Raw genomic sequence first — 26,378 nt, 5'->3', positions numbered from 1 at the left:
CCCTGTGTCTCGTCCCTCTCGCCCGCTACGCCCGCGCGTCCACCAGGGAACTCAGCCGGCGGTCGGCGACGGACCGGCCCGCCTGGACCTCGTACGTACCGGGGACGAGCGACCAGGAGCCGGACTCCTCGTCCCAGATCTCGAAGGCCCTGCGCCGCAGCGGGATCCGCACCTCGACGGTCTCGCCCGGTCCGGCCTCGACCGAGGCGAAGCCGGCCAGCCAGCGGGCCGGGCGCTCCACGGTGTCGTCCACCGGGGCCAGATAGATCTGGACGACCTCGCGCCCCTTGCGGATACCGGTGTTGCGCAGCCGTACGCGTGCGTCGTCCGTGGTGGCCGCGATCGTCTCGTACTCCCAGCCGGTGTATCCGAGGCCGTGGCCGAACGGGTACGCGGGGGCCACGCCCGACCGCTCCCAGGCCCGGTAGCCGATGAAGACACCTTCGCTGTACCGGAGTTCGCCGTCGGCCGGGGTGGTGGCCGAGACCGGTACGTCCGCCAGCGCGACCGGCCAGGTGGTGGGCAGCCGGCCGCCCGGCTCGACCGCGCCGAGCAGGACGTCGGCGAGTGCGGCGCCGCCCTCCTGGCCGGGGAACCAGCTGAGCAGTACCGCCGCCACGTCCTCGCGCCACGGCATTTCGACCGGGGAGCCGGTGTTGACGACCACGACGGTGTTCGGGTTGACGGCGGCGATCGCGCGCACGAGATCGTCCTGGCGGCCCGGGAGCCTGAGGTTCTCGCGGTCGAAGCCCTCGGACTCGACGCGTTCGGTGGTGGCGACCACCACGACGGCCGTGCCCGCGGTACGGGCCGCCTCGACGGCCTCGGCGATCAGTGCGTCCGGGTCGTGCCGTGGGCCGAGGTGGAGCAGCGAGAACGCGACGGCCCTGATCGGGGCGTCCGGGATCTTGTGGACGGTGTACCGCAGCGAGACGGTGACGCGCTCGCCCTCGGTCAGCTCCGCGCGGGCGCGCTCCGCCCGCCGGCCGAAGAACGCCTCGAACGGGTCGGACGCGGCGACGAGTTCCTCCGTACCGTCGAAGAGGACCCGGCCGCCGACGGTGAGGACGAAGCCGCCGAGACCGCGCGTGCCGAAGGTGTGCTCGCCGCTCTCGCGCGGGGTGAAGGTGCCCGTCATCTCGACGGTGTGCAGTTCCTCGTGGGTGACGCCGTCGGGCAGGTCGCTGCCCGCCCACTGCACCCGGCCGCCGGGGACGGTGGAGGTCCCGAGGATCCGTCCGTCCGCCGCGCGGCAGACGGCGGTCAGCTCGAAGCCGGTGCCCGCGTCGACGAGTTCGTCGTTGGGGTCGGCGCCGAGGGAGTAGGTCAGGGAGCCGTCGGGAAGGGCGGCGGTGAGGCCGTCCAGCGGGGAGACCACATGGTCGGGGAAGACCACGGCGGAGCCGCCGCCGAGCACCCGGGCGTCGCGCGCCGGGGCGCCGCTGAGCGCGACGGTACCGGTCCTCGCCGGATCGATCGGAAGGGCCGGGTGGCCGGCGTCGTCGTCTCCGGCCGCCCCGGCGTGTGCCCGTGGCTCGTTGCGTACGAGGACGAAGGAGCGGCGCGCGATCTCACGGGCGAGCGCGTCGCCGTCGACCGGCGCGGGAAGGGCGGTGACGGCGGCGGGGGCGCCGTCGAGGATGCCGACCCGGGCGGCGAGCAGCAGCACCCTCCGTACGGCGTCGTCGACCGCGGACTCCGTCACCTCACCGGCGCGGACGGCGGCGACGAGCGCCTCGCCGTAGACCGTGCGCGGTCCCGGCATCGCGACATCGAGGCCGCCGAGCAGGGCGCCGACGGTGGAGCGTGCCGCCAGCCAGTCGGAGACGACATAGCCGTCGAAGCCCCACTCACCGCGCAGGACCTCGTTCTGGAGATAGCGGTGTTCGGTCATCGTCGCGCCGTTGACCTGGTTGTACGCGGCCATGATGCCCCAGGGGTGGGCGTTGGCGACGATGGCCTCGAAGGGGGCGAGATACAGCTCGCGCAGCGGGCGCGGGGCGACGATGTTGTCGACGGTGAAGCGGTCGGTCTCGGCGTCGTTCGCGACGAAGTGCTTGACGGTGGTGCCGACTCCGCCGTCCTGGACGCCCCGCACATAGCCCGTGCCGATCTCGCCGGTGAGGTACGGGTCCTCGCTGTACGCCTCGAAGTGGCGGCCCCCGAGCGGTGAACGGTGCAGATTCACGGTGGGCGCCAGCAGTACGTGCACGCCCTTGCGGCGGGCCTCCTGCGCGAGCAGGCGGCCTGCCCTGCGGGCCAGTTCCGGATCCCAGGAGGCGGCGAGAGCGGTCGGCGACGGCAGCGCGACGGACGGGTCGTCCGCCGTCCACCGCACCCCGCGGACCCCGATCGGGCCGTCGGACATCACCAGGGACGCCAGCCCGATCTCCGGGAGCGCGGGCAGGGACCACATGTCCTGGCCTGCCAGCAGCCTCGCCTTGGCGTCCAGGTCCAGCTTGCCGAGCGCCGCCTCGACGGCCGCCTCGCGTGCGTGACCGGCCGGGGTGCCGGATGCGTCTGCCACTGCCGTACCTCCTCGTCGAAGTCTCTCCGTCTCTCCGCCGGATGGTCGCACAGCGATCCTGGCCGCGCGGAGTGGTCCCACCACGTGACCGCACGTCGGTCCTCGTGTGTGGGCGTTCCTGTGTGTGGGCGGTCCTCGTGTGTGCGTGCCGCATGCCGGGTTCAGGGGGCCCATGGTCATCCGCCCTGTCCGGAGGTGATACTTCCGCCACCCGACGGAAGGACTCTCCCGTGAGACTCATGAGGCCCCTGGGCCACATACGTGTACGCCCCGAACTGCTCGGGCTCGTACTCCTCACCACCACCGCGCTCGCCCTCGGTGCCCCGCCCCCGCCCGCCGCCGCGCAGCCGCTCGCGGCTCAGCCGGCCCCCGCGCGGTCCGCCACCGCCGCTGCCACCGCCACCACCGCCGCGTTCACCGTCGAGGAGCGGCGGCTTGACCTCGCCGTACCCCAGGAGATCCTGCGGCGCAGCGGCTTCGACGCCGTGGCGCCGGACTTCGTACGGTCGTTGCGCGGCGCGGACTCGTACGCCGAGGCCGAGCGGGCCGTCGTACGGAGCGGTGGGCGGCTGTGGCAGCGGGCGGTGGACCGGGCGCAGGGCCGCGGGCCCGCGCGTGGCGATCTGAGCCGGGACGACGACCGGCCACTGTACTGGGCACGGCTCGCGCTCACCCGTGAACTGCGCCAGTGGCAGCCGGAATTCGGCCTCTCCGAGACCGCGCGGACGGCGCTGCTCGGGAAGCTGGAGCGCTCCTCGCGCGGTCAGGACTCCATGGACTTCCCGGCACGCGGCGCCGCCAAGGGCGTCAAGCGGATCGTGCTGACCGGTTTCGATCCGTTCACCCTGGACCGTGACATCCGGATCAGCAACCCGTCCGGGGCGACGGCTCTGGCGCTGGACGGCACGGTGATCAGGACCGCCGACGGGCCCGCCCGTATCGAGACGGCCGTCTTCCCCGTCCGCTGGGGGGACTTCGCCGACGGCACCGTCGAACAGGCCCTGCGCGGGCCGCTGTCACGGGCCGACCTCTTCACCACGGTCAGCCAGGGCCGCGTCGGGCGGATCGATGTCGAGCGCTTCAACGGCGCCTGGCGCGGCGGGTTCGGGGACAACGAGAACGTCTCGGAGACCGGGCTCGTGCCGGTGAGCGATCAGGCCTCGCAGCCGCAGTGGACGACGACCAGCCTCCCGTACCGCGCGATCGTGGCGGCGGACACCGGCCGCTTCCCGGTGTACGACAACACGTCGGTCACCGAGGTCCCGGCGGGCGGGACCGCGCCGGTGGTACGGCCGGACGGACCGACGCCCGGCTCCGCGGCCCGCGCCGGGGGCGGCGGCGACTATCTGTCCAATGAGATCGCGTACCGCGCGACGCTGCTCCGCGACCGGCTGGGGCTGGGTATTCCGGGCGGCCATGTGCACACGCCGGTGCTCCAGTTCGGGGCGGGGAACACCGATCCGGCGACGGGGACCGTGACGGACCCGGAGTTCGTACAGAACAGGCTGGACATCATCGCGCAGCTGCGGGCGATCGTCACGGTGGCCGCCGAAGACTCCTGAGCCTCCTGGTTCGTCCGGGACACCTGAGGCGCACAACGAGACACCTGAGGTGCACAGAAGGCGGAACGCACAGCGCCGTCCGGTCCTGGCCCCTGCCGGATCGGACGGCGCTACGGCCGTCGGCCGCTACTCGTCCCTCACTTGTACTCGTCCCTCACTTGTCCATGGCGAGCGGTACGCCCGGCCGACGCGCGCCCTGTCCGCCGTTCGCGGCGTCGTCGTCCGCGGACGCGTCCTCGGGCTCAGCCGTCAGCTCGCGCACCATCAGGGTCGCCCCCGCCACCGCGCCCGGCATCAGGAAGACCGCCACGAACGGGACGAGGAAGGCGAGCGTGAGCGGGACACCGAAGCCGAGGGTGAGCATCCGGCGGCCCCTGAGCAGCCGGAGGCGCTCCTTCAGCTCGACACCACGACGCTGGAGCGCCACCGCCGTCAGCTCCTCCGCCAGGAAGAAGCCGGAGACGCAGAAGCCGAGCACGGGAATGACCGTCTGCCCGACGACCGGAATGAAACCGAGTGCGAAGAGCAGCACGCCGTACAGCGCCACCCGTACCAGGATCCGCAGACTGTCCCGGGCGGAGATCCACAGGTCGCGCCAGAGCGGCAGCTCCGACTGCGGGACCTCGCCGCCCTCCGCGCGGTCGACCTCCTCGGAGAGCGATTCGTAGAAGGGCTGGCCGACCAGCAGCGTCACGGCGGTGAAGGTGATCACCGCGAGGAACAGCCCGAGCACGAAGAGCAGCACGGTCAGGGAGCCCCGGAAGAGACCGAGCCAGGGCGAGGACCAGTCGTCCGCGAAGGGGGTGGCCCAGGCCGTCAGATCGTCGGCGCCGTAGGCGAGGCCGACGAGCGCCCCCGCATACAGGACCAGGGTGACCAAACCGGGCAGCAGTCCGAATCCGAACCACCGGCCGTGGCCCGCGACCCAGCGCTGGCCTTTCATCAAGTAGCCGAAGCCGGCGCCGAGATCATGCATGGGTGCAGCCTACCGGCTGTATACGGACCCCTCTTGATGTTCGCGTGAGTAACCGGTAGACCCTGCGTACCGATCAACGTCGATCGACACCGATCATTTTTGATCGCCCTGAGGGGATCACCTCCGCGGTGATCGCCTCTGCGGCGATCACTTCCGCTGTGATCGCTTCCGCCGTGATCGCCCGCCGCCCGCCTCTGACGTTGCCGTCACTCCCGAATACCCGGAGGAACAGACGCATGGGGATACCCAGACCCGTCCTGCTCACCACCGCCGTCAGCGCCGTCGCCGGCGCCCTGCTGCTCACTCCGCTCCCCGCGACCGCCGCCCCCGGCCGGGACACGCAGCGGCCGCACCCCGTCAGGGAGAACGGCGGCCACGACACCGCCGCCACCGCGCTCCAGAAGACCACCGGCACCGTCGGCACACCCGCGCCTCCCGCGCTGCGCAAGGACGGCGGCTACCCCCGGCGTACGGTCCTCGACGCGCCGCCCGAGAACCCCGCCGACAAGTCGATCAAGCTGGGGCTGGCCCCGTACCACTCACTCGCTCCCCGGCTCAACGCCCTCCAGAAGCTGAGCGATCGCGTCAGCGTGGAGGTCGCGGGCCGGTCCGCGGCCGGCCATGAGCTGTATCTCGTCACCGTCACCGCGCCCGAGAGCTCCCGCGAGTCCCGCGAACAGGAGCGGATGCGCGAGCTGATCGAGGACGCCCCGGCGACCGCCGCCAAGGACCGCCGGATCAAGTCCTCGTACAAGACCCCGGTCTTCATCAACAACAACATCCACGGCAATGAGTGGGAGGGCACCGACGCCGCCCTGAAACTCATCGAGGAGCTGGCGAAGGCGAAGGACGGCAGAACGGCCGGTCTGCTCGCCAAGAACCGGATCTATCTCAATGTGACCGCCAACCCCGACGGCCGGATCGCCGGAACCCGCGCCAACGGCAACGGCTTCGACCTCAACCGCGACTTCATCACCGCCTCGCAGCCCGAGTCGCAGGCCATCCGGCAGATCGCGGTCGACAAGCGGCCCGCCGTCATGCTGGACCTGCACGGCTATGTCAACGGCACGCTGATCGAGCCGACGACGCCGCCGCACGGCGAGAACTACGAGTACGACCTCTTCCTGAAGAACAGCTACGCCAACGCCCTCGGCATGGAGAAGGCGGTGAACGATCTCGGCTACACCCCCGCCGAGGACGGCGTCCAGCCGCCCGTCATCCCCTTCCGCGACCAGCAGGAGGGCTGGGACGACTGGCCGCCGATCTTCACCCCGCAGTACATGGCGTTCCAGGGCGCGGTGGCCTCGCACACCGTCGAGTTCCCGATGCGCGTGAACAACAACGACTACAACACCCTGCCGGTGGAGGAACTGCGCAGGCGCTCCGCGATCAACACCGACATCGCGGGCGCGGTGATGCGCGCGACCCTCGACTACACGCTCGACCACCGCACATCGGTGATCGCCGACCAGATCGAGACGTTCCGGCGGGGCGTGGCGGGCGAGGCGCAGCGGCCGGTGTCCGAGGAGACGGTGCCGGGCGTGCCGGGCATCGGACCGGAGGACGTGTACACCACGTCCTTCCCGCGCGCGTATGTGATCCCGGCGGGCCAGGGGCAGCGCTCGGCGACCGCGGCGGCCCGGCTCGTGGACCATCTGGTCGCCAATGACGTACGGGTGGAGCGCGCCCGCGCAGGCTTCCGGCTGGCGGGACGCTCGTATCCGGCGGGCTCGTACATCGTCGACATGCACCAGGCCAAGCGCGGCATCGCCAACGTGATCCTCGACGAGGGCCGTGACATCAGCGCGGACGTCTCCGCCATGTACGACATCTCGGGGTGGAGCCTCGGGCTGCTGTGGGGCGCGAGCGTCGACAAGATCCAGCAGGCCGGTGGCGGGCTGCACATCCCGGCGCGTCCGGTCCAGGCCGCGTCCCCGGCCGGGGCGGTGACGGGTCAGGGCGATCTGCGGCTGCGCCTGGACGACCCGAAGGATCTGGCCGCCCTCAACTCCCTGCTCGGGCAGGGCGTGAAGGTACGCAGGGCGGCGGACGGTTCGGCGATCGTGCCGGCCTCGGCCCGTCGTCAGGCGGCCGTCCTGGCCGACCGTTACGGCGTCGCCTTCACCGCCACCGGGGAGAAGGGCTCCGGGACGGTGGCCCGTACGCGCGTCGCGGCGGCGGTGACGCCCGGCGAGCAGTTCGCCCTGCGGGAGATGGGCTTCGAGGTGCTGCCGGTGTCGACCGCGACGCTGAACGCGGGCTTCGACTGGTCGAAGGCGGATGTCCTGTACGTCTCCTCCGGCCTCCAGTACGGCGCGCTCAACCCGGCCGCGCGCTCGGCCCTGGACGGCTTCCTCTCCAAGGGCGGGGGCGTGGTCACGCTCGGTTCGGCGGGGGCGGCCTTCAACACCGCCGCGGGTCTGCTCGCGGCCAGGCCGGTCGCGGGCAACGGCGACGCGAACGGTGTGGTGCGGGTGACCAACGCGGGTGGCCCGATCACCGGTGGCGCCCCGGCGCACACCTTCGTCTACTCACCGCTGTGGTTCACCGACCTCGGTCCCGGGGTGCGGACCGAGCAGTCGTACGGCACCGGCGGTCCGCTGGTGTCCGGCCACTGGCGCGCGAAGGAGGACGGTACGGGCGGCCCCTCGGCCGCGGCGGGCCGGGCCTCGGTCGTCAGCGGTACGTCCGCCAAGGGCGGGTCCGTGGTGCTGTTCGGTACGGAGCCGCTGTTCCGTGACCACCCGAAGGGGCTCTTCTCGCAGGTCGGCCGCGCCCTGCTGGGGGCGGCCGGCTGAGTCCTCACGGCGCGCCACAGTGATGCGGTGACGCCGTGACGCCGTGGCTCCTGGGGCCGTTCCCGCGTGGTGCGGGGACGGCCCCCGCGGCGTTGTTCAGACCGGGTTCAGCCGCCACTGCTGGCAGGTCGTGCCCAGCCAGGGCCACTGCTGTACGTCCGCTCCGTCCGCCGTCGAACAGCCCGCGACCTCCGCGACCTTGCCGCTGCGGGCCCCGACGAGCCGCACCCAGCCGCCCTGGTCGGTGACGACGAGACGGAAGGACTGGCAGATCGTGCCGAGCCAGGACCACTGGCGCAAAGCGGCCCCGTCCGCGACGGAACAGGCCGCCGTGTCCAGCACCTTCCCACTGGCGGCGTTGACCAGCCGGCTGGTCTCATCGCCGAGTTCCTCGACGCGCCAGCGCTGACGGACGCCGCCGTGACAGGCCCACTGGAGGACGTTCGCGCCATCGGCGACCGAACCGTCCTCCACTTCAAGGCACTTGCCGCTGCGCCGGTTCACGAGTGTGTACGCCGTGGGGGTGGCCGCGCGTTCGCCGGAGGCCCCGGCGAGCGCGGCGCCCGGCGGAGAGAGGCCACCGTCCGGCGTCGGCGCGGTGGCGTCCGGCAGCCTGCCGTCGTCGAGCTGCTCCCGGTAGGCGTACGGGCCCATGGGGTCGGCGCCGGCGCTCTCCAGTACGTGCACGCGCCTGGTGGGTCGGTAGTCCGCGATGCCCTGGCCGGCCACGTAGTACAGATACCAGCGGCCGTCCCGGAAGTGGATCCGGGGCGCCCCCATGTGGCAGCAGCGCGAGGAGGTGGAGTCCGTCCAGACCCGCACGCCCGGCGCGGTCGAGAGCCCGGCCGGAGTGGGCGATGTGCGCATGGTCAGCTCCGACGTACGGGACGCCGTGAGCAGGTAGTAGTCGCCGTCGTAGTACTGGATCCAGGGATCTGCGGCCACGGCGGGCGGGGGGACGAACGCGGTGAAGGCGGCGAAGACGGCGAGCGACAGGGCCAGAAGGAGCGTGGTTCTGCGAGGGGTGCGGCTCACGCGGATTCTCCTTACGGCGGGCGAAGGGGGGTGGGGCGCGCGGGACATGGAGCCGTTCGGCATGCCGAATCACGGTCACGACCGCGAACGGGAAGCTAGAGTCGAAGCGCTTCCGCGTCAACGGTCGGAAACGGACAGGACGCGAACGGAGACGGCGCGAGCGGACATGGCGCGAGCGGACATGGCGCGAGCGGACATGGCGCGAGCGGACATGACTGAGGGCCGCACCCCGGTCAGGGGTACGGCCCTCGGCCAACAGGCCGTCCGTCAGGCGACGGAGAGCTCGACCTTGATGTTGCCGCGCGTGGCGTTGGAGTAGGGGCACACCTGGTGCGCCTTCTCCAGCAGATCCTTGGCGGTGGCCTCGTCCACGTTCGGGATGGAGGCGATCAGCTCGACCTCAAGACCGAAACCGCCGGTCTCCAGCTTGCCGAAGCCGACCTTGGCCGTCACCGTCGAGCCGGAGATGTCGGCCTTCGCCTGACGGGCGACCACACCGAGCGCACCCTGGAAGCAGGCGCTGTACCCGGCGGCGAACAGCTGCTCCGGGTTGGTACCGGCGCCGTTGCCACCCATCGACTTGGGCGGGTTGACGATGACGTCGAGCTGACCGTCGTCACTGGAGACGCGGCCGTCACGGCCGTTCTCCGCGGTGGCGACGGCGGTGTAGAGGACATCGATCTTCTGGATGGTCATGCGGTGCGTTCCTCCTGTTGTACGCCGCGACTCGCGCCCACGGACCGCGGCGGCCTGGTGACGAGCCTAGTGCGTCGGGCCGTTGAGCGTGACGATCATCTTCCCGGTGTTGTCACCGCGAAGCACGCCGAGGAAGGCGTCGAAGCCGTTCTCGATGCCCGCGACCGAGGTCTCGTGGTACTTCAGCTCACCGGAGGCGAGCCAGCCCGCGACGTCCTTCACGAACCGCGGCCGCAGACCGAAGTGGTCGGTGACGATCATGCCCTGGAGACGCAGCCGCTTCCCGATGGCCAGGGCCAGGTTGCGCGGGCCCGGCGCCGGATCGGTGGCGTTGTACTGCGCGATCGCACCGCACAGCGTGACGCGTCCATGGGTGTTGAGCGTGGAGAGCGCGGCTTCGAGGTGGTCGCCGCCGACGTTGTCGAAGTAGACGTCGATGCCGTCGGGCGCCGCCGCCTTGAGCTGGTCCCTGACGGGGCCCTTCTTGTAGTTGAAGGCCGCGTCGAAGCCGTACTCCTCGGTGAGGAGCCTGACCTTCTCGTCGGAGCCCGCCGAACCGATCACCCGCGAGGCGCCCTTGATCCTGGCCAGTTGGCCGGCCTGGCTGCCGACGGCTCCGGCCGCTCCGGAGACGAAGACGGCGTCGCCCTCCTTGAAGGAGGCGGTCTCGAAGAGGCCCGCGTAGGCGGTGAGTCCGGTCGCGCCCAGCACACCGAGGTACGCGGAGAGCGGGGCGAGGGAGGCGTCGGCCTTCGTGCCGTGCTCGGCCGGGAATTCGGCGTACTCGCGCCAGCCGAGACCGTGCACGACATGGTCGCCGACGGCGAACCCCTCGGCGCGGGAGGCGATGACCTCACCGACCGCGGCGCCGTCCATCGGCTTGTCCAGCTGGTACGGGGGTACGTACGACTTCACGTCGTTCATCCGTCCCCGCATGTACGGGTCGACCGAGAAGTGGAGGTTGCGGACCAGGATCCGGCCCTCACCCGGCTCGGTCACGGGTCGCGCAGGGCGACATCGCCCGGTTCGGGCCAGCCGTGGGGGCGGGCCACGAGAAACCAGGCGCGGCCGGACTCGGGAAGTGCGGTCATCGTGCGGAGCCTCCTCAGACAGTTCTGCGGCGGTGAGCCACGGGTACCAGGTCAGGGAACCCGAGAGAAGCTTCACCACATGAAACAACAATGCTCATGAATATTTCATGCTGTCAAGTAACGGAGTACCCTGGTGTCCATGGCCACTCCACGAAGAGACCCACTCACCCTTGAGGTCGTCGAACTCATCGGCACTGTCGTGGCGCGGTACTACGAGGAGTACGAGCAGGCCGCGGCACGGCACTCCCTCACCGGCGCGCAGGCGCGCGTCCTGGGGCTGCTGTCCCTGGAGCCGCTGCCCATGCGCGGAATCGCGCGGAAGCTGAAGTGCGAACCGTCCAATGTCACCGGCATCGTGGACCGGCTCGAAGCGCGCGGCCTGGTGGAGCGCCGGCCCGACCCGGCCGATCGCCGGGTGAAGCTCGCCGCCCCCACGGAGGAGGGCAGCGCGACCGCGACCCGGCTGCGCGACTCGCTGGACTTCGCGCGCGAGCCGCTCGCCGCGCTGTCCGACGAGGAGCGCGGGGTGCTGCGCGACCTGCTCAAGCGGATGCTGGGCGAGACCGTGCTCTGAGAGCCACGCCGAGAGCCACGGCCGGCGCACTCCGAGCGCGGCCGGAGAGCCCGTCGGAGACAGAACCGTCAGAGACAGAAGAAGATGATCCAGCTACAGGTCTCGGACGGCGTGGGAGAGGGCGCGGGCGGCGGCGGTGGCGGCGGGTCCGCCGAGGTCGGTCCGTCCGAGGTGGGCTCGTCCGTCGGCTCCGCGGGACCGGTCGTACCGGACTCCGGGTCGTCGGCCCCCGGCGACTCGGGCCCGTCCGTGGCCGTCTCCCCGGTCTCGGGCGTACTGGAGGCCGACGGCGATTCCTCGACCTCCTCCGGCGCGCTCGGAGCGCCGCTGCCGTCCGTGCGCACCTTCCCGCCCGCACTCGTGCCCGAGGCCGGTCCCGGGGTCGTGGGGACACCCGGATCGTCGGGCGCGACCGGGCGCTCCGTGTCCTGCGGACCGCCGTCGAAGTCGACGGGCGTCTCCTCCTTCACGGCGGTGGCGTTGTCGTTGCGCGAGGACTCCCTCGCCAGTTCGGCCAGGCTCAGCGCGCCCGCCGCGAGGATCACGCCGAGCGTGGCGATCAGAAGCCTGCGGCCCCGCCTGCTGCGTGCCCGGCGCGGACCGGTACGGCGCGGGGCCTTGTCCCGCGCGCCCTTCCCCCGCCCGGCTCTGCGGGAGGAGCCCTTGCGGCGCGAGGAGCCGGGGCGCGGCGCGGGGTCGTCCGGACGGTCGTGACCGACAAGTCCGTAGTCACTCACCCCGTGGTCACTCACGGGCGTGTCGCCGTACTCTCCGTGACTCTCGGTTTCCCTGTCGTATCCGCCCGGGAGGCGGCTGTGGTGCGACCCGGGGTGGACAGGGCGGTGCTGCCGCAGCTCCTCGGCGGGGGTCCCGCATCCTGCGCAGATCAGTGCGCCGTTGAGGTGCCGACGGCACTGTGGGCAGTAGTCCATGGCGCCCCGCAGATTATGCGGCGGCGGCACGGCTGACGTGGCGAGGTTGTGAGGATCGTGTGTGAAGCGACGGGTCCGGGGCGTGTCTGCCCACGTCTGTTCGTGTCTGCCCGGTTGGGGACCGCCCCACGGACACGGGAGAGGATGGCGGTATGACGTCCACCGGGCCGTTCGGGCCGCTCGACTTCCAGCTCGTCCTGCTGCGCCGGATGGCCGATCACCAGCCGGAGCTGGTCGACGAGGCCCGCCACGAGCTGGGCGTGTCCCTGGCCGGCATGCGAGAGGCCAACCGCCGCTGGCAGGCGATGGTGCGCTCGCCCCGGACGCGCGGCTCGCTGTCCCGCTACCGATCCGTACTCGGTGCGCCGGAGCGGACCTCCCGGCGCGTGATCGGCGATCTGGAGTGCGACGCCCTGCTGTGGCCCGTGCCGCTCTGGCCCGATCTGCGCTTCGAGGTGATGGTGGCGCCCGGCGGCGCCGTCTGGAACGAATGGCTGGTCCGCGCTCCGGGGTCGGCGGGCCCCGAGTTGCGTACGGCGGACGATCTGCGCCCGTGGTGCTGCACGGTGGACGAGGTCGCGCGGGCCTTCCCGCCCGCCCGGCCGATGGAGGGCACCGCCCCGACCAGGATGCGGCTGGCCTTCACACCGCCCGACGGCCGCGCCCGCGTCGCGGAGTTCACCTGGGGACTGCTGCAACGCTGGTCCGACTAGACGAGCACGTCCCGTCCGGCCCCATCGGCCGCGACAGACGTGTGGGCCGACCGACCGTACGGCGGGTCCCCGCCACGCTTCCTGGCGCGCCGTCAAATCCGGACGCCCGTCTGGCGCAGCCCAGCGCGCGGGGCGTGCCCCGGCGCCGCACTATGCGAACAGGGCCGGCGGCCGCCGGTGATCCACTCAGCGCTCTCGGGAGAACCTGCCGTGACCGTCAGTCTTGAGCAGTTGCGACGTTGCCATATCGCCGTCGACCTGGGGGCCGCCCGGACCCGGGTCTTCGTGAAGGGGGCCGGGCTCGTCGTCGATGAGCCGAGCGCGGCCGCCCTCAATACCCGTACCGGCGCGCTCATCGCCGTCGGCGCCCTCGCCGAACAGATGACCGGCCGTACCCCCGACTACATCCGCGTCGCCCGCCCCATCAGCGGCGGCACCGTCATCGACATCGAGATGGCGCAGCGCATGCTGCGGCACCTGCTGGGCGACAAGCTCCGCCGCCAGCTGCGCCGCAAGCCCTGGCTGCGCGCCGCCGCCTCCACCCCGCACGACAGCGATCCGCTCGCCCAGCGCGCCGCCGTCGAGACCCTGGTCGGGCTCGGTGCGCGCCGGGTGGAACTGGTGGACACGCTGATCGCCGCGGCCGTCGGCTGCGGACTGCCCGTGGAGCAGCCGACCGCCACCATGATCATGGTGTGCGGCGCGGCGACCACGCAGGTCGCGGTGTTGTCGCTCGGCTCGATCGTCACGGCCGTACGGATCCCGGTCGGCGGCAACGCCATCGACCACGCGGTGATCCAGCACCTGCGCCACCAGCATGAACTGATGCTGCCCAGCCAGTCCGTACGCCCGCTTCAGCTGGCTCTCAGCAACAACGGGCTCACCGAGGGCGGCCCCACCAAGACGGAGATCCACGGCCGGGACGTGGCGACCGGAGTGGCCCGTTCGGTGATGGTGGACACCGCCGCCGTGCGGGAGGCCATCTACACCCCGCTGACCGCCGTCCTCGACGGCATCGGCAAGGTGCTGCGCGACTGCCCGCCCGATCTGGTGGCCGATCTCGGGGACCGGGGGATCATGATGGTCGGCGGCAGCGCGCTGCTTCCGGGGCTCGACCAGATGCTGCGTGACGCGACGGGCATGCCGGTCGCCATCGCGGAGCGCCCCGACATCTGCGCCGTGCTCGGACTCGGGGCGATGCTGGAGGGCAAGATCCAGCCGATGGTCCTGAATCCGATGGCCGACGCCGACGCCCACTGAGAGCGCGGCGGGACCGGTACGACGGTGACGACGGCGCGACGGGGCGATGAGCGAAGAGAGCCACGACGGCGAGGGCCACGGCGACCGTGAGGGCCACGGCGAGGACGAGCGCCGTGACGACGAGAGCCGTGGCGACGACGGCGCGACGACGCCCCGGCTGCCCACGCTGCTCGAGGCGGTGCTCGGTATCGGCACCGACCTCGAACTGCGCGCCACGCTCCAGCACATCGTCGACACCGCCGCCGACCTCATCGGCGCGCGGTACGGCGCGCTCGGTGTCCTCGACCCCGAGCGCGGCGGACTCACGGAGCTGTTCACGGCGGGGCTGAGCGACGCCGACCGGCAGCGCATCGGACGGCTCCCGGACGGAGACACCGGCGTTCTCGGTCTCCTCATCAAGGACCCGAGGCCGCTGCGGCTGGACGATCTGACGGCCGACCCCCGGTCCGCCGGGGTACCGCCCGGCCACCCCGCGATGCGCTCCTTCCTCGGTGTGCCGCTCCAGCTGGACAGCACGGTCCTCGGCAACCTCTATCTGACGGAGAAGCGGACCGGCTCGTTCACCGAACAGGACCAGAACCAGCTGCGCGTCCTGGCCTCGCAGGCGGCGCTCGCGATCGGCAACGCCAGGCTCTACGGGACGGCCCGGCAGCGCGAACGCTGGATCGAGGGGGCGGCGGCCGTCACCACCGCGCTGCTGACCGGCGAGAACGCCTCCGACGCGCTGGTCACGGTGGCCGAGTCGGCCCGGGTGCTCGCCGACGCGTACGCGGGCGTGGTGCTCCAGCCGACCGAGGAGGGCGGGATGGAGATCGTCGCCGCGTCCACGGTCGGCGACCCCGCCGGCATCGTCGGCACCACCATCGAGCCCGGCTCCCCCGTACTCGTTCAGCTCCTCGGCGGGGAGCCGGTGTTCATCGAGGACTCGTCGACCGATCCCCGGATGACCACGCATGTACGGGCGCGCTTCGGGCCGAGCATGATGCTGCCACTGGAGAGCGGCGGCAAGCTGATCGGCACCCTCGCGCTGCCGCGCCGCCGCGGTGGCCGTCCGTACCGCGCCGTGGACCGGCTGCTGGCCACCCAGTTCGCCTCGCAGGCCGCGCTCGCCCTGGTGCTCGCGGACTCGCAGCACGACCGGGAGCAGCTGGCCGTCTTCGAGGACCGCGACCGGATCGCCCGCGATCTGCACGATCTGGTCGTCCAGCGGCTCTTCGCCACCGAGATGATGCTGGAGTCGACCCGGCGGCGCGCGGCCTCCACGGACCTGGACGAGTTGCTCGGCCGGGCCGTGGACGAGCTGGACTCCACGATCCAGGAGGTCAGGACCACGATCTTCGCGCTCCAGCAGCCCCCTGCCGACGGTCCGGCGAGCGTGCGCGGGATGGTGCTGCGGGAGACGGGCGGCGCGGGGGCCGTGCTCGGTATCCGGCCGTCGGTGCGCTTCACCGGACCGGTGGACACGCTCGTGGGCGAACCGGAGGGCCGGAGCCTGCTGGCCGAACTGCGCGGCGCGCTCGCCGCCGCGCACCGGCGCGACGGGGTGACGGCGATCGGGGTGGAGGTCGACGCCGTGGCGCGGCTGGCCGACGGACGGACCGGAGTGCGGCTGATCGTCACGGACGACGGTCTGCGCGAGGACGGCGGCCGGGGGACGACGATGACCTGGGAGGCACCCCGCTGAGCCGCCCTGGGGATCCGGCCCGGCTCACCCGCCGGTCACGCGCTCGCGGAGGAGCGCAGCATCTCCCGCAGCGAGGACGTCAGCCGCGTCGCGAAGGCCTCCCGGGTCGCGTCGTCGACCGAGTCCAGGGACAGATACGGGTTGAGGTCCTCCAGCTCGACGAGCAGCAGCTCCCCGTCCGGGGCGCGGCAGGCGTCCACGCGCTGGATCCCGTGCTCCAGCCCGTTCCACTCGATGAACCGCCGCGCGAACGCCAGATCCGCGGGCCCGGCCTCGTACGGCGTGAGCGCCCAGCGCCGCTCGGGGTCCGGCGCGTACAGCGCGTACTGGAAGTCGTGGTCGATGAAGTAGAACGAGACCTCGTAGCGGAAAGGTATCCGCGGCTGCACCAGCACCTCGCCGAAGGAGACGTCCGCGAGCCGGCCCCCGCCGACGAACTCCATGCCGATCGAGTCCGCGCCCGCCTTCGGCTTGACGACATACGTCCCGGCGGGCGGCAGCCGCCCGAGGTCCTCGGCGCGGTCCACGGTCGGGATGACCGGATACCCGGCCGCGCTCAGCTCCACCAGATACCGCTTGCCCGCCATGTCGGCCCGTCCGGTCAGCGGGTTGTAGACGCGGACGCCGGACGCCCGCGCCCGGTCGCGGAAGGCGTCGTACTGCTCCTGGTAGTGCAGTACGGGTCCGCTGTTGCGCACCACGACCGCGTCGAAGGACCCCATCAGCCGCGCTGCGTCGAGGGGATGGCTCAGCGCCACGGCGAAGTCCCGCCGCAGCCGGGACGACAGCCGTATGTCCTCGTCGCAGTATCTGCGTCCCCTGGCCTCGTAGGCGAGGTCGGTGACATAGAGGACGCGGGGTGTGGTGGCGGGCACGGACACGGTGCTCCCTGACTGGTCGGATCCGGGTCGGATGCTGGTCGGTATCGGTCCGGGGCCGCCCATACACCTGTGCGGTGCCCACGAGGTCGGCATCATACGAGTATCCCGTTCGCGCCGTCTCCGGAGCGCCCGCGGGCTCCTCGCGGTGTGCCGCTTGTGGGCACGGGCCGCCCGGTGCGATCGTTGCGGCCATGCCGCTCACGCCAGTCCCTGACCATGCCTCAATCCTTGAGGAGATAAAGACAGTTCGGCGCGGCGGGATCGTACGGCTGCGCCGGCTGGAGGTGCCGTCACTGGCCCGGATCGCCTTCGCGCTCGCCCCCGCGGAAGACGGCCCGGCCGCGGTCCCCGCCCAGTCCCAGTCGCAGTCGGTGGAGTGGCTGCTGCGGCTGGCGGTGTCACGGCTCGGCGGCGGCACCCTCCAGGAGGCCGCCGAATACACCCTGGGTCTGACACCGGGCACCCGTGACTGGCCGGGCGCCGACCGCAGACGGCGCGCGGCCGAGCTGTACGGGGTGAGCATCGAGCGCTTCCGCAAGGAGCAGGAGGCGGTGGTGCTCGACCAGGTCGCCGAGCAGGTGGGCGGACTGGCGCGGGCGGCGCTCGCCGAGCGGCATCCCTCGGCCGGACGGGATCCGGCGGCCGGCGCCCCGGCGGCCGATGACGATCCGGCGGTGACCGCCCGTACCCACCGGCTCCTCACCGTCCCGGCACACGGCAGGACCGTGCCGGTGACGCTCCATGTCCATCCGGTGGATCTGCTGCGTGACGTGGATGTGGTGGTGTCCCCGGTCAACACGTATCTGGCGCTGCCCGAGGCGTACAAGTCCTCGGTGGCGGCCTCGCTGCGCCGGGCCGGCGCGCTGCGCGGGCTGACGGGCGAGATGCTCGGCGACCCGATCCACGAGGAACTGCGCGAGTGGGCCGCCGCCCGGGGTACCTCGGGCCGTCCTGTGCTGCCCGGCACGGTGGCCGTCACCGGCTCGGGCGCCCTCGCCGGCCAGGGCGTACGCCGCGTCTACCACGCGGCCGTCGCCGTGCCCCGGGCCGGGACCAACGACTACGACGTCCTGCCCGCCGATGTCACCCGCGCCGTGGCCCACACCCTGGAGCTGCTCGCGGAGGAACACGAGCGGTTCGATCCCCCGCTGCGGTCCGTGTGCTTCCCGCTGCTCGGCTCCGGCCGGGGCGGGCTGCCGTACGAGGAGAGCGTCCGCGCGGTGTGGGCGGCCGTCGACGCGGAGCTGGCGCGCGGCGCGGGCTGGGACATCCATCTGGTCGTACGAGGACTGGCCCCGGCCGGTCTCGTGGTCCGCATGCTGACGGAGTACGCGGGCGGAAGCGTGGACGGAAGGGCCGGCAACGCGGACGGCGTGGAGGGCGTGGACCGCGGCGCGAGCCGGAGCGGGGACGGAAGCCGGGGCGTGGGGAGACGTCGCCCGCTGCCGTGATCCGCCCCGTTCACGCCCTGTTGCTGCCCAGCCCGTCTGGTGAACTGGGCAGCAAGGCCGCTCAGAGACGCCCGGCGTGCGGCGGACGGATGGCACGGGGGTGCAACCGGAGTCCGCCGCGGCCCGTCGGGGGAACACCGCGGGCCCTCTGAGCGGCCCGTTCCCGGCCTCGACGGATCCCACGCTCCGCCGCCGGCTCCCGGACCGCCCGCCCCAGGAAGTGGCGGCGCGTCAGGACCACGTCGACGAGGCCGGGGAGGATCTCCCGACCATCCGTCAGCTCACTTCGCCCCCGGCCGGTTCGGGCACCGGCGGACCCGGCGGCCACGGGATCTCGCTCAGGACGGGGAGCAGTTCCTCCTCCTCGTAGTCGAGATGCGCCACCAGTTCCGCCGACAACCGGGCCAGCTCGGCACGGAAGCGTTCGGGGTCGGCGGCGGTGATGTCGGCGAGCAGAGCCAGCAGGGCGTCCTTGATACGCGCGAGCGTCCGGTGCTCCTCGCCGAGCCGGTCGATGGCCTCGCGCAGATGCGGGTGATGGTTCGCCAGCACGGTGAAGGAGTGCGCGTCCTCGCTGGTGTGGTGGAACGTCAGGAACTGGCAGAACGCCAGACAGTGCTGCCTGATCTGGAGACCGATGCCCGGCGCCGGCGGTTCACCGGAGCCTCCGTCCGCCGCCCGCGCGGCGAGGTGCGCGTCGGTCTCGGTCCGTATGTGGCGCAGTTGCGCGCGCAGCCAGCCATGGACCTGCACCAGCTTGTCGGCGAGGTTGCCGATCTCGGCCGGCCCCTCCGCCGCCTCGGCCCCCGAGGGTTCGAGCACCACGACGGGCAGGATCCTGCTGGTTCCGGACTGGTAGTCGGCGTATCCGGGCGCCACGCCCACGACCCGCTCGAACAGCCGGTCGCGCCACGCCCCCTCGGCGGGGACGGCGATCAGTTCGAGCGTCTCGGTACCGATCTCCACCCGTACCTGGGGATGGGCCAGCACATTGTGGTACCAGGCGGGATGACGCGGAGCGCCTCCCGCGGATCCGACGATCAGCAGCAGCTCGCCGTCGCGGACATAACCGAGCGGAACGGTGTGCTCCGCCCCCGACTTGGCGCCGGTGGTGGTGAGCAGGAGGAGATCGCCGCCCTCGAAGGGGCCGCCGACCTTGCCTCCGTTGGCCCGGAACTCGTCGATGATCGCCTGGTTGAAGGATGCGGGCATACGGTGTCGTCTCTCCAGAGAAGTGTGCGGTCCGCGGTGGACGCGGTGATGGTGGATGACCGTGATGTGCGCGCTGATACGGCGCACGGCGCGCGTGACCGCACGCGGACCCTCGTCCGGAGAAGAACATCGATGTCGTACGGCGGTGCCCGGCACCGCGAAGGACAAGGGACGACGCGCGGAAGCGCTGCGTCGGATGCGTCAGGCGCGGAGTGCTGAGTGAGAACTCATGGCATCGTCCCTCGGTGAAGGTGCCTCCATGGCGATCGGCCCGCCCACTGCTCTTCGGCCGGTACCACGCGACACGCGGACCATTACAGCCACGGGTCACAGGATCTGTCAACGCGCCCCGACCGTTTGACGGTCCATATCCGGTCCTATGACCAACCCGCCGCCGACACGGCGAAAGCCCCCTGCCCCTCCCGGAGGAGTAGCAGGGGGCCGTCGGTTTTCACCGGCTCTCCGGCAGGATCAGCCCGAACAGGCGTGTACTGATCCGCTACGAAATGGAGCACGCCGCGAAATCAGGCGGCGACACATGAAGCGCGCGGCCCGCGGTCCCATTACTTACGGATGGTTCGAACAGGTGGGGAGATTCGGCTTGGGGGAGACTTTCGAGTCGGAAATGTAGACCGCCCCGGCGCCTACGTAGTCTTGCCCATTGAGGTGGTACCACCTACTGCGTTCGGCACCGCTTCCCGTACGATACTGGCAGTCGATCCGCGCGGTCCGCTCCCCGGTGCCCTGGTAATGCGGCCCCCAGACCTCGCCCCATTCATTTTCCCCGCCCCTGAAGAGCAGAGCGTCGCCCTCAACGATCCTGACCTTCGAAACCGCCTTGGCGCCCGGGGCGGCAGCCGTCGAGTTGACCGCCGTCGCGGAGGTTGCCGCCACGATCCCAACGCCGGCAATCGAGAGTGCCGCGAGTGCCGCTACAGCCTTCGCTCTAATGGACATGCATTCCTCTTTCTTGAGTGCGGGTAGAGGAGCAAGAGAAGCTCCTTCACCTTTATGACACTCACGTCGCGGAGGTGGCTAGAGCAATGTAATTCTGTCACTCGTACGGGTCGGCAGCACGGAAAAATAGGGCGCTCGTACATCCCGAGAACACCGGCGCACGCCGGGCTGGAATATTACAATTGGCGACACTCAGCCAAATCGACGACTTGAAGAATTCCACGGTTCAATGACCGACGGGAAAACATGGAAGTTGACGACATGGTAAAAAGATAATTCAATTCAAGGCGGCGATCTGCTTTCCGCCCTCCGCCCGTGATCGGCTCCGCAGGCACACGAAAGCGCCTTTGCCCTTCCACGGGAGAGCGGAGGCGCGGCCGCCGACCGCACGGGTCGGTCAACTCCGTTGACGACGGGCGCAGTTCGGCCGACGGATCGCCCTCCGGGAGCTGGACGACCGTCAGGAACGGCTCGGGCGGAGGCCGCCGCGTCACGGGAAGGGCAAGGTATTCGTACAGGAGGACGGATCCCGGCCCCACCCTGAGAAGGCGTCAGGCGTCGTCCCGTCAGCTCGTCCGCGAGGCGGGCCTGCCGCCGATCGGCGTCCGGAATCTGCGCCATGTGGCTGCAACCTTGATCCATGCGGGTGGAGGTGGCCGCCATACGATCAAGGAAACGCCGCGACACGGAACTATTGAGCTAGCGTCCGACACGTACACCAGACTTTTGCCCCAGGCCGACAAGCCGACAAGGAAGGAGCGGGGAATGCCGAAGCCGTCGCCCCACGCGCCCGCCGTGCCCGGCCGTCCGGCCCGCCCGCTCGCGCGCCGCTCACGCAAGACCCTGTAAACGACTGAGCGCCCCATGTGGTCCAGACCACGTGGGGCGCTCGGATGCCAGGTGGGAACGATTCATCAAACAGGTGTCCCTGTGGGGCGGGTGGGACTCGAACCCACGGCCGACGGATTATGAGTCCTTATGGGATCTTCCGATCTCTCCCTAATCTTGCCTTGATCGTCCCATAATCGCAGGTCAGAGCATTGATGGTCTCCGCCTTCCTCCGCCGGCTTCCTGATCCTTACGGGTCCTTCCGTCCACTGCATGTCCACTGCGGGGACGCTCGTGCCCGTCCTCACACACCGCAGGCTCGGCGCGTTCAGCCGTCTGCGCAGGTCAAGGTCTGCGAGTGGGAGGGGAGTTGAACTCCGGCGCAGCGGAGTGCCTTACCGGCGTAGCGGGCTCTCGCCCCCTGTACCCGGGGGTGGAGTGGAACGGCTTCTTGCAGGTCAGCCTCCATTTCTCAGCGTAGCGCGAGTCGCCCCGTTCACGCTGCCTTCGTGCCGCCGAGGTCGGGGAGCGGCAGCACGTCGGCAACCGCTACGACGAGGGTGGTTCTTGTCCCAGAGCTGGGGCAGGTAGGCGGTGTGACGGGCGACGGCACCGCGGGGTTCGTCACCGGGGGGGGGGGCATGGGGGTGGTCTCCGGGCTGGGGTGGCCCCGGCGAGGTTGCCGGGGCCACCGTGGTGGTCAGAGGGTGTCGAGATCCGCGCGGCTCGCTGCGAATTGCGCTACGACCTCGCGGATTTTCTTCAGTAGCGGGGCCGGGTCGGCCTCGGTGCGGATGCCGTCGAGGAGGATCGTGGCGAGCCCGTAGTGGGGGTCGATGTCTACGGCGTCCGACAGGGCGTGGGCGGCGGTGACGGTGTCGTTCTGCCGCCATGCGACCCAGCCGAGGAGGGTGAGGAGCGGTGCAGCCTTGCCGGTGTGCGGCGGTACGCAGCGCCGGGCGAGGTTGCCCCAGAGCTGACGTTCGTAGGGGAGGTTGCTCTCCTCGCCGCTGGACAGCGCGGCGTCGCGGGCTTCCCGGTCTTGCAGGCCGAGGATGATGCGGACGGCGACTTCGTCCATGAGTTGAGGACGTCCGTTGCGGATGTCGGCCAAGGCTCCATTGATGATGTCGACGGTGCTGTGGCGGGCGAGGATCAACTGTTCGTCGGTGAAGGTCTGGGGGACGTTGCTGACGGTGACTGAGTCGAGGGCTTCGCGGTAGCGCGCCGCGTTGGTGTCGGTGGGGGTGTACTCGCTGGCAACCTGGACAGCGTGCTGGAGGTGCGCCATGCACTCGGCTTGGCGCTCGCGGGCGGCGGCGAGGTGTTCTCGGGGGTCTTCGCCGTCGATCGTGGCGAGGTGTATGCCGACGGCCAGTTCGTAGTCGGGGTCGGTGATGATGGCATCGCGCAGGGCGAGGCGGGCCGCGATGAGGTCGCCTTGCCGCCAGGCGACGAAGGCGTACAGCGTCAAGATGGGGGCGGCCTCCTTTGTGAACGGCTCGGCGCAGTTCCGGGCGAGGTAGGACCAGAGGCGTCGGGCGTGGGGAAGGTCGTTGTCGTCCGAGTGGGCCATGCCGGCCTGAGGCCCTCGCCCGGTACATCTCCGGCCTCCCTACCCCGCTCGCCGGCCCCAACGGCACCCCCTACGGACCGGTCTGGCCGCTGGACCGCCGGCGGGCGTGCTGTCCACCCCAGCCTGTTTCCGCTTCCGGCCGGCGTGTCGGTGGGCCTGGGACTCCTCGCCGCACGGCAGCAGAAGGCGGCCCAGGCCGCGGCCGAGCACCAGCAGCGCGTCTCCACGCTCACGTCCGCGCTGCGCGGTGCAGCACACCGCCGCCGACCCCGCCGTCACCGTCCAGGGGCGGACGGTCTGCCTCTGCCTGCCCGCGTCGTTCCCCCACCTCCAGCAGATCTACGACCAGGCCGTGCCCGTCCTCCTGGCCCTCACCACCCACACCCCCGCATCCCGGATCACACCGCGGGCACCGGAGTACCGGCCAGCCCGCCGCGACCTCGAACAGGGCCGCCTGGCCTTCATGCTGGGGCGGCTCGACTGCTTCGCCCCCGCGCTGCCCCGCTACGATGCCCATCCATGGCCACTGGCTCTCGCCGACGCGTGGCACACCGTCAGAAACGGCACGCTGCCGCACGACGCCGCGCGCACCCTGTGGCCTCACTACATCCACCGCGTCCGTACCTGGCTGACCTCCGGGTGCCGGCCCGCCCAGCGGGCCGCCGAGCTCGCCGACACCCAGAGCCGGCTGATCACCGCCCTCACCACCGACCACCCCGCACGGAGCCTGACCTCATGACCACACCGACCACCCAGTTCTCCGCGTTCGGCCTGGAGCCTTTCCCCACTATCGCCCCTGGCGACGACATCCCCGCCGCCATCATGAGCGCGCTCACCGCCGGAAACCTGACCCTCCAGCCCGGCGACGTCCTGGCGGTCGCCTCGAAAATCGTGTCGACGGCGGAAAAGCGTTACGTCGACCTAAGCAGCGTGATCCCCGGGCCCGAGGCACTCGCGCTGTCCGCGCGCACCGGAAAGCCCGCACCGATCGTCCAGTTGATCCTGGACGAGTCGACCGAGCACTTCGTGGCCGGAGACCGGGGGCCGATCATTGCGACACACCGCCTCGGCCTCCAGCTCACCTCGGCCGGCGTCGACCGAGCCGGAACAGGGGGCGCCTGGTTGCTGCCCGAAGACCCGGACGCCTCCGCACGAGCGTTGCGCGACGCGATCACCACGGCGACCGGCGTCACCGTGGCCGTGGTGATCTGCGACAGCGACGGCCGCGCGGACCGGGCCGGGGCCACCGTCATCAGCATCGGCGCCGCAGGCATCGCACCGCTGCGGATCACCACATACACCGGGAAGCGTCAGGAGGAGACATTCACCGATCTGGTCGCCGCGGCGGCCGGGCTGATCCTCGGACAGCGCGGGCGCGGCGTACCCGTAGCACTGCTGCGGGGACTGGAGTACGAGTCGGACGATGCCGGGGTGACAGCCATGCTGCACCGCGGGCACCGGCCGTGAAACGGCGGCTCGCGCTCCTCGGCTCACCCGTCGCCTCGGCACTCTCACCGGCCCTGCACCGCGCGGCCTACGAGGCGATGGGCCTGAATTGGGATTACCAGGCCATCGACTGCCGGCCCGAGGACCTGCACCCGTTCCTGACATCCCTGGACGAGAGCTGGGCCGGATTCTCCCTAACCATGCCGCTGAAACGGGCGGTGATACCGCTGCTCGACGAAGTGTCAGAAACCGTCGTACGGACCGGCGCCGCCAACACCATCACCGTGCAGGACGGGCGGCTGACCGGCGACAACACCGACCTCCACGGAATGCTCCAGGCCCTCCGCGACACGGGAGTCACAGGCGTGTCCACGCTCACGGTGCTCGGGGCAGGCGCGACCGCGTGCACCACCCTGGCAGCAGCCCACCACCTGGGCTGTCGCCACGCCACCGTCATCGCACGGAACACCGGACATGCCACGGACCACCTCACCGCACCAGCACGCAGGATCGGTATCGGACTCGACATCAGGCCCTGGGCCGAAGCCGCCAGCCACCTGTCCGCCGAACTCGTCGTCTCCGCGCTCCCTCCCCACGCCGCCGACACCCTCGCACCACACTGGACACCCGGCACCGGTGGCACGCTGATGGACGTCACCTACCGCCCCTGGCCCAGCACACTGGCCCGAACCGCACGCGCCGGAGGCACCACGGTCGTGGGCGGGCTCCCGATGCTCGTGCACCAGGCCGCCCGCCAAGTCACCCTCCAGGCTGGCAAACCAGCCCCGTACAAGCAGATGCTGCACACGGCCATGGCCTCGCTGCGGCACGAGAACTCGTAGCCGGTCCTACACGCGCCGGGCACCCGTGCTGTCCCCGAACAATCCCGTCGGAGTGGCGACCAACGTCCGCAGCGCGTCCAGCTGCCTCGGTTCCCGCTGGATCAGATGGACCCATGCAAAGGTCTCGTCGTCGGCTTCCCGCACTTTCTGCCAGCCGTCTCGCTCACGGGCAAGCTTCCCCAGCGAGGGGCTGCGTACGGTGCTGCGTATCCACTCGACATCCGCGTGCCGGCGCGCCACGTAATCGGCCACCCACCACGTCATCAGCTGCCCCAGGCGATCCTGACGGTACTGGGGCGCGGGATGGCTGTAGGTCCACTCCATGGCCATGGCGCGCTCTCGGCGCTCGGCCGACATCCACCCGGCCTTGCTGACCTTGTGTTTCAGCACTGTGCATCCCAGTAGCTCGGCCTCCCGCCCCGGCTCGTCCCCGAGTTCCTCCAGGACCATGACCTTTGTGCCGGCCGCCTCCACGTACGACAGCACTCGGAGCACGCCAGGTTGCACAGGAATTCCGGCATTCCGCATCCACGCTTCCCGCTGCTGGATGAAGAGCCCCAGCCGACCGTTGTCGTTCACAGTGGCGGGTCGCATCGAGAACTGCGGTTGTCCGTGCATGGGTCATCTCTTCCGTCGTCAGATGTGATCAGCAGGGCAAATTGGGATCCGGCCGACGCCACATGGTGGCGTCGGCCAGACCGCCCGCTATGGGACTCAGCCGTGTCCCGTGGTGGGCACCTCCTGTGGAACACCCATGAGCCCTAGCTCTGTCGGGCGTTCCATCCCGCGGACAGGAGTCCCGGGGCCGGCCGCTTGCTCCCCCACAGAGCGCCGGCCGGGGCGCGGTCAGCTTTCGGTTGGTTCTCCTCCGCAGAAAGCGAGCTGTCATTCCCACTGCGGTGCAGGTCGCCTGGCTCGCTATCGCGGAAATCACACAACACGCTTCACGGGTCGGTCAGTTCATGTTGAGGACCGCGAGCGGGTGACCGCTGGCCTGCTCGCCCTCCGGTGTTGTCATCCCGTACCCGGGCGATTGCCTCGTCGGAATAGCCGTAGAACCGCCACCGGGCCACTGCACCGGAGTCGGACGGGTCTTCGCCCCACATAATCGTTCGGCGCGAGTCGCGAGGAGTCACGGATTCTCGCAGCCGTACGTGGGGAAACCCGGGCCTGCCGTCCAGCGCCGACAGCGCGGCGAGCGCCTCCGCATAGTCGGCGAGGTCGAGGTATCCGGAACGACGAGCGCGGAGTCCAGGAGGCCGGGATCCGCCAGCCATTCGCGCATCGTCGCAAGGTCGGTCTCCATCGTGTGTTTCATGAGCCCCCCTTCTGAGGTT

General features: G+C 71.0%; 20 protein-coding genes and 1 pseudogene. 10 read left to right on the top strand and 11 right to left on the bottom strand.

What is annotated here, in order from left to right; translation table 11 throughout:
• Nucleotides 1-25: 25 nt before the first annotated feature.
• Nucleotides 26-2,527, bottom strand: a complete 2,502-nt coding sequence (locus CU044_RS12905) for a glycoside hydrolase family 3 C-terminal domain-containing protein (protein WP_240045537.1) — start codon at nt 2,525-2,527, stop codon at nt 26-28.
• 239 nt (nt 2,528-2,766) lie between these two features.
• Between CU044_RS12905 and CU044_RS12900 the strand changes: the two genes are divergently transcribed.
• Nucleotides 2,767-4,089 carry a pyroglutamyl peptidase gene (locus CU044_RS12900; protein WP_129768790.1) on the top strand — a complete coding sequence of 441 codons (1,323 nt, stop codon included), beginning with the start codon at nt 2,767-2,769 and terminating at the stop codon, nt 4,087-4,089.
• A 154-nt stretch (nt 4,090-4,243) separates the two neighbouring features.
• Here CU044_RS12900 and CU044_RS12895 read toward each other — a convergent pair whose 3' ends face one another.
• The gene (locus tag CU044_RS12895; protein WP_129768685.1) at nt 4,244-5,065 is read right to left on the bottom strand and encodes an EI24 domain-containing protein; all 822 of its coding nucleotides are present in this window, start codon (nt 5,063-5,065) and stop codon (nt 4,244-4,246) included.
• Between the two features lie 73 nt (nt 5,066-5,138).
• Nucleotides 5,139-5,303 (bottom strand): hypothetical protein, encoded by a 165-nt coding sequence (locus tag CU044_RS38555; RefSeq protein WP_165371878.1) that lies wholly within the window; start codon nt 5,301-5,303, stop codon nt 5,139-5,141.
• Between CU044_RS38555 and CU044_RS12890 the strand changes: the two genes are divergently transcribed.
• Entirely contained in the window at nt 5,302-7,863 is a 2,562-nt protein-coding gene (locus CU044_RS12890; protein ID WP_129768684.1) for a M14 family zinc carboxypeptidase, read from the top strand. The two genes, CU044_RS38555 and CU044_RS12890, sit on opposite strands and share 2 nt — an antisense overlap.
• Nucleotides 7,864-7,959: 96 nt before the next feature.
• On the opposite strand, the gene CU044_RS12885 is transcribed toward CU044_RS12890, so the two are convergent.
• From CU044_RS12885 to CU044_RS12875, 3 genes and pseudogenes are all read right to left on the bottom strand, one after another.
• Complete coding sequence (locus CU044_RS12885) at nt 7,960-8,898, bottom strand: RICIN domain-containing protein (protein WP_240045535.1); 939 nt, start codon at nt 8,896-8,898, stop codon at nt 7,960-7,962.
• A 267-nt stretch (nt 8,899-9,165) separates the two neighbouring features.
• Entirely contained in the window at nt 9,166-9,594 is a 429-nt protein-coding gene (locus CU044_RS12880) for an organic hydroperoxide resistance protein (RefSeq protein ID WP_129768683.1), read from the bottom strand.
• A gap of 66 nt (nt 9,595-9,660) precedes the next feature.
• A pseudogene (locus tag CU044_RS12875) lies at nt 9,661-10,685 on the bottom strand (NADP-dependent oxidoreductase).
• 139 nt (nt 10,686-10,824) lie between these two features.
• Between CU044_RS12875 and CU044_RS12870 the strand changes: the two are divergent.
• The gene (locus tag CU044_RS12870) at nt 10,825-11,259 is read left to right on the top strand and encodes a MarR family transcriptional regulator (RefSeq protein ID WP_129768682.1); all 435 of its coding nucleotides are present in this window, start codon (nt 10,825-10,827) and stop codon (nt 11,257-11,259) included.
• Between the two features lie 68 nt (nt 11,260-11,327).
• Here CU044_RS12870 and CU044_RS12865 read toward each other — a convergent pair whose 3' ends face one another.
• Nucleotides 11,328-12,011: a hypothetical protein gene (locus tag CU044_RS12865; RefSeq protein WP_129768681.1), complete on the bottom strand. Its 684-nt coding sequence runs from the start codon at nt 12,009-12,011 to the stop codon at nt 11,328-11,330.
• A gap of 332 nt (nt 12,012-12,343) precedes the next feature.
• On the opposite strand from CU044_RS12865, the gene CU044_RS12860 reads away from it, so the two are divergent.
• The 3 genes from CU044_RS12860 to CU044_RS12850 all read left to right on the top strand — a co-directional run bounded on the left by CU044_RS12860 (nt 12,344) and on the right by CU044_RS12850 (nt 15,848).
• Nucleotides 12,344-12,904, top strand: a complete 561-nt coding sequence (locus CU044_RS12860; protein WP_129768680.1) for a hypothetical protein — start codon at nt 12,344-12,346, stop codon at nt 12,902-12,904.
• Between the two features lie 210 nt (nt 12,905-13,114).
• The gene (locus CU044_RS12855; protein WP_129768679.1) at nt 13,115-14,164 is read left to right on the top strand and encodes a rod shape-determining protein; all 1,050 of its coding nucleotides are present in this window, start codon (nt 13,115-13,117) and stop codon (nt 14,162-14,164) included.
• Nucleotides 14,165-14,210: 46 nt separating this feature from the next.
• A complete protein-coding gene (locus tag CU044_RS12850; protein WP_129768678.1) occupies nt 14,211-15,848 on the top strand; it encodes a GAF domain-containing protein in 1,638 nt (545 codons plus the stop codon).
• Nucleotides 15,849-15,883: 35 nt separating this feature from the next.
• Here the strand turns inward: CU044_RS12850 and CU044_RS12845 are convergent, their stop codons facing one another.
• Nucleotides 15,884-16,723, bottom strand: coding sequence for a hypothetical protein (locus CU044_RS12845; protein WP_129768677.1), 840 nt, complete (start codon nt 16,721-16,723; stop codon nt 15,884-15,886).
• A gap of 197 nt (nt 16,724-16,920) precedes the next feature.
• Here CU044_RS12845 and CU044_RS12840 point away from each other — a divergent pair, with 197 nt between their 5' ends.
• The gene (locus tag CU044_RS12840; protein ID WP_129768676.1) at nt 16,921-18,180 is read left to right on the top strand and encodes a macro domain-containing protein; all 1,260 of its coding nucleotides are present in this window, start codon (nt 16,921-16,923) and stop codon (nt 18,178-18,180) included.
• A gap of 276 nt (nt 18,181-18,456) precedes the next feature.
• Here CU044_RS12840 and CU044_RS12835 read toward each other — a convergent pair whose 3' ends face one another.
• Nucleotides 18,457-19,392 carry a nitroreductase/quinone reductase family protein gene (locus CU044_RS12835; protein ID WP_129768675.1) on the bottom strand — a complete coding sequence of 312 codons (936 nt, stop codon included), beginning with the start codon at nt 19,390-19,392 and terminating at the stop codon, nt 18,457-18,459.
• A 2,485-nt stretch (nt 19,393-21,877) separates the two neighbouring features.
• Entirely contained in the window at nt 21,878-22,753 is an 876-nt protein-coding gene (locus CU044_RS12825; protein ID WP_129768674.1) for a DUF4192 family protein, read from the bottom strand.
• Nucleotides 22,754-23,000: 247 nt separating this feature from the next.
• Here CU044_RS12825 and CU044_RS12820 point away from each other — a divergent pair, with 247 nt between their 5' ends.
• From CU044_RS12820 to CU044_RS12810, 3 genes are read left to right on the top strand one after another with little or no spacing between them, the layout of a single operon-like run.
• Nucleotides 23,001-23,492 (top strand): hypothetical protein, encoded by a 492-nt coding sequence (locus CU044_RS12820; protein ID WP_129768673.1) that lies wholly within the window; start codon nt 23,001-23,003, stop codon nt 23,490-23,492.
• The gene (locus CU044_RS12815) at nt 23,489-24,220 is read left to right on the top strand and encodes a coenzyme F420-0:L-glutamate ligase (protein ID WP_129768672.1); all 732 of its coding nucleotides are present in this window, start codon (nt 23,489-23,491) and stop codon (nt 24,218-24,220) included. Before CU044_RS12820 ends, CU044_RS12815 begins: the two co-directional genes overlap by 4 nt.
• Nucleotides 24,217-25,041, top strand: a complete 825-nt coding sequence (locus tag CU044_RS12810) for a shikimate dehydrogenase (RefSeq protein ID WP_129768671.1) — start codon at nt 24,217-24,219, stop codon at nt 25,039-25,041. Before CU044_RS12815 ends, CU044_RS12810 begins: the two co-directional genes overlap by 4 nt.
• A gap of 6 nt (nt 25,042-25,047) precedes the next feature.
• Here the strand turns inward: CU044_RS12810 and CU044_RS12805 are convergent, their stop codons facing one another.
• Nucleotides 25,048-25,536: a hypothetical protein gene (locus CU044_RS12805; protein WP_129768670.1), complete on the bottom strand. Its 489-nt coding sequence runs from the start codon at nt 25,534-25,536 to the stop codon at nt 25,048-25,050.
• Nucleotides 25,537-26,378: the final 842 nt, after the last annotated feature.

The organism is Streptomyces sp. L-9-10, assembly GCF_004151105.1.
Lineage (GTDB): Bacteria > Actinomycetota > Actinomycetes > Streptomycetales > Streptomycetaceae > Streptomyces.
The sequence above is the reverse complement of the archived record's forward strand: the minus strand, read 5'-3'. Positions and strand labels throughout refer to the sequence as shown.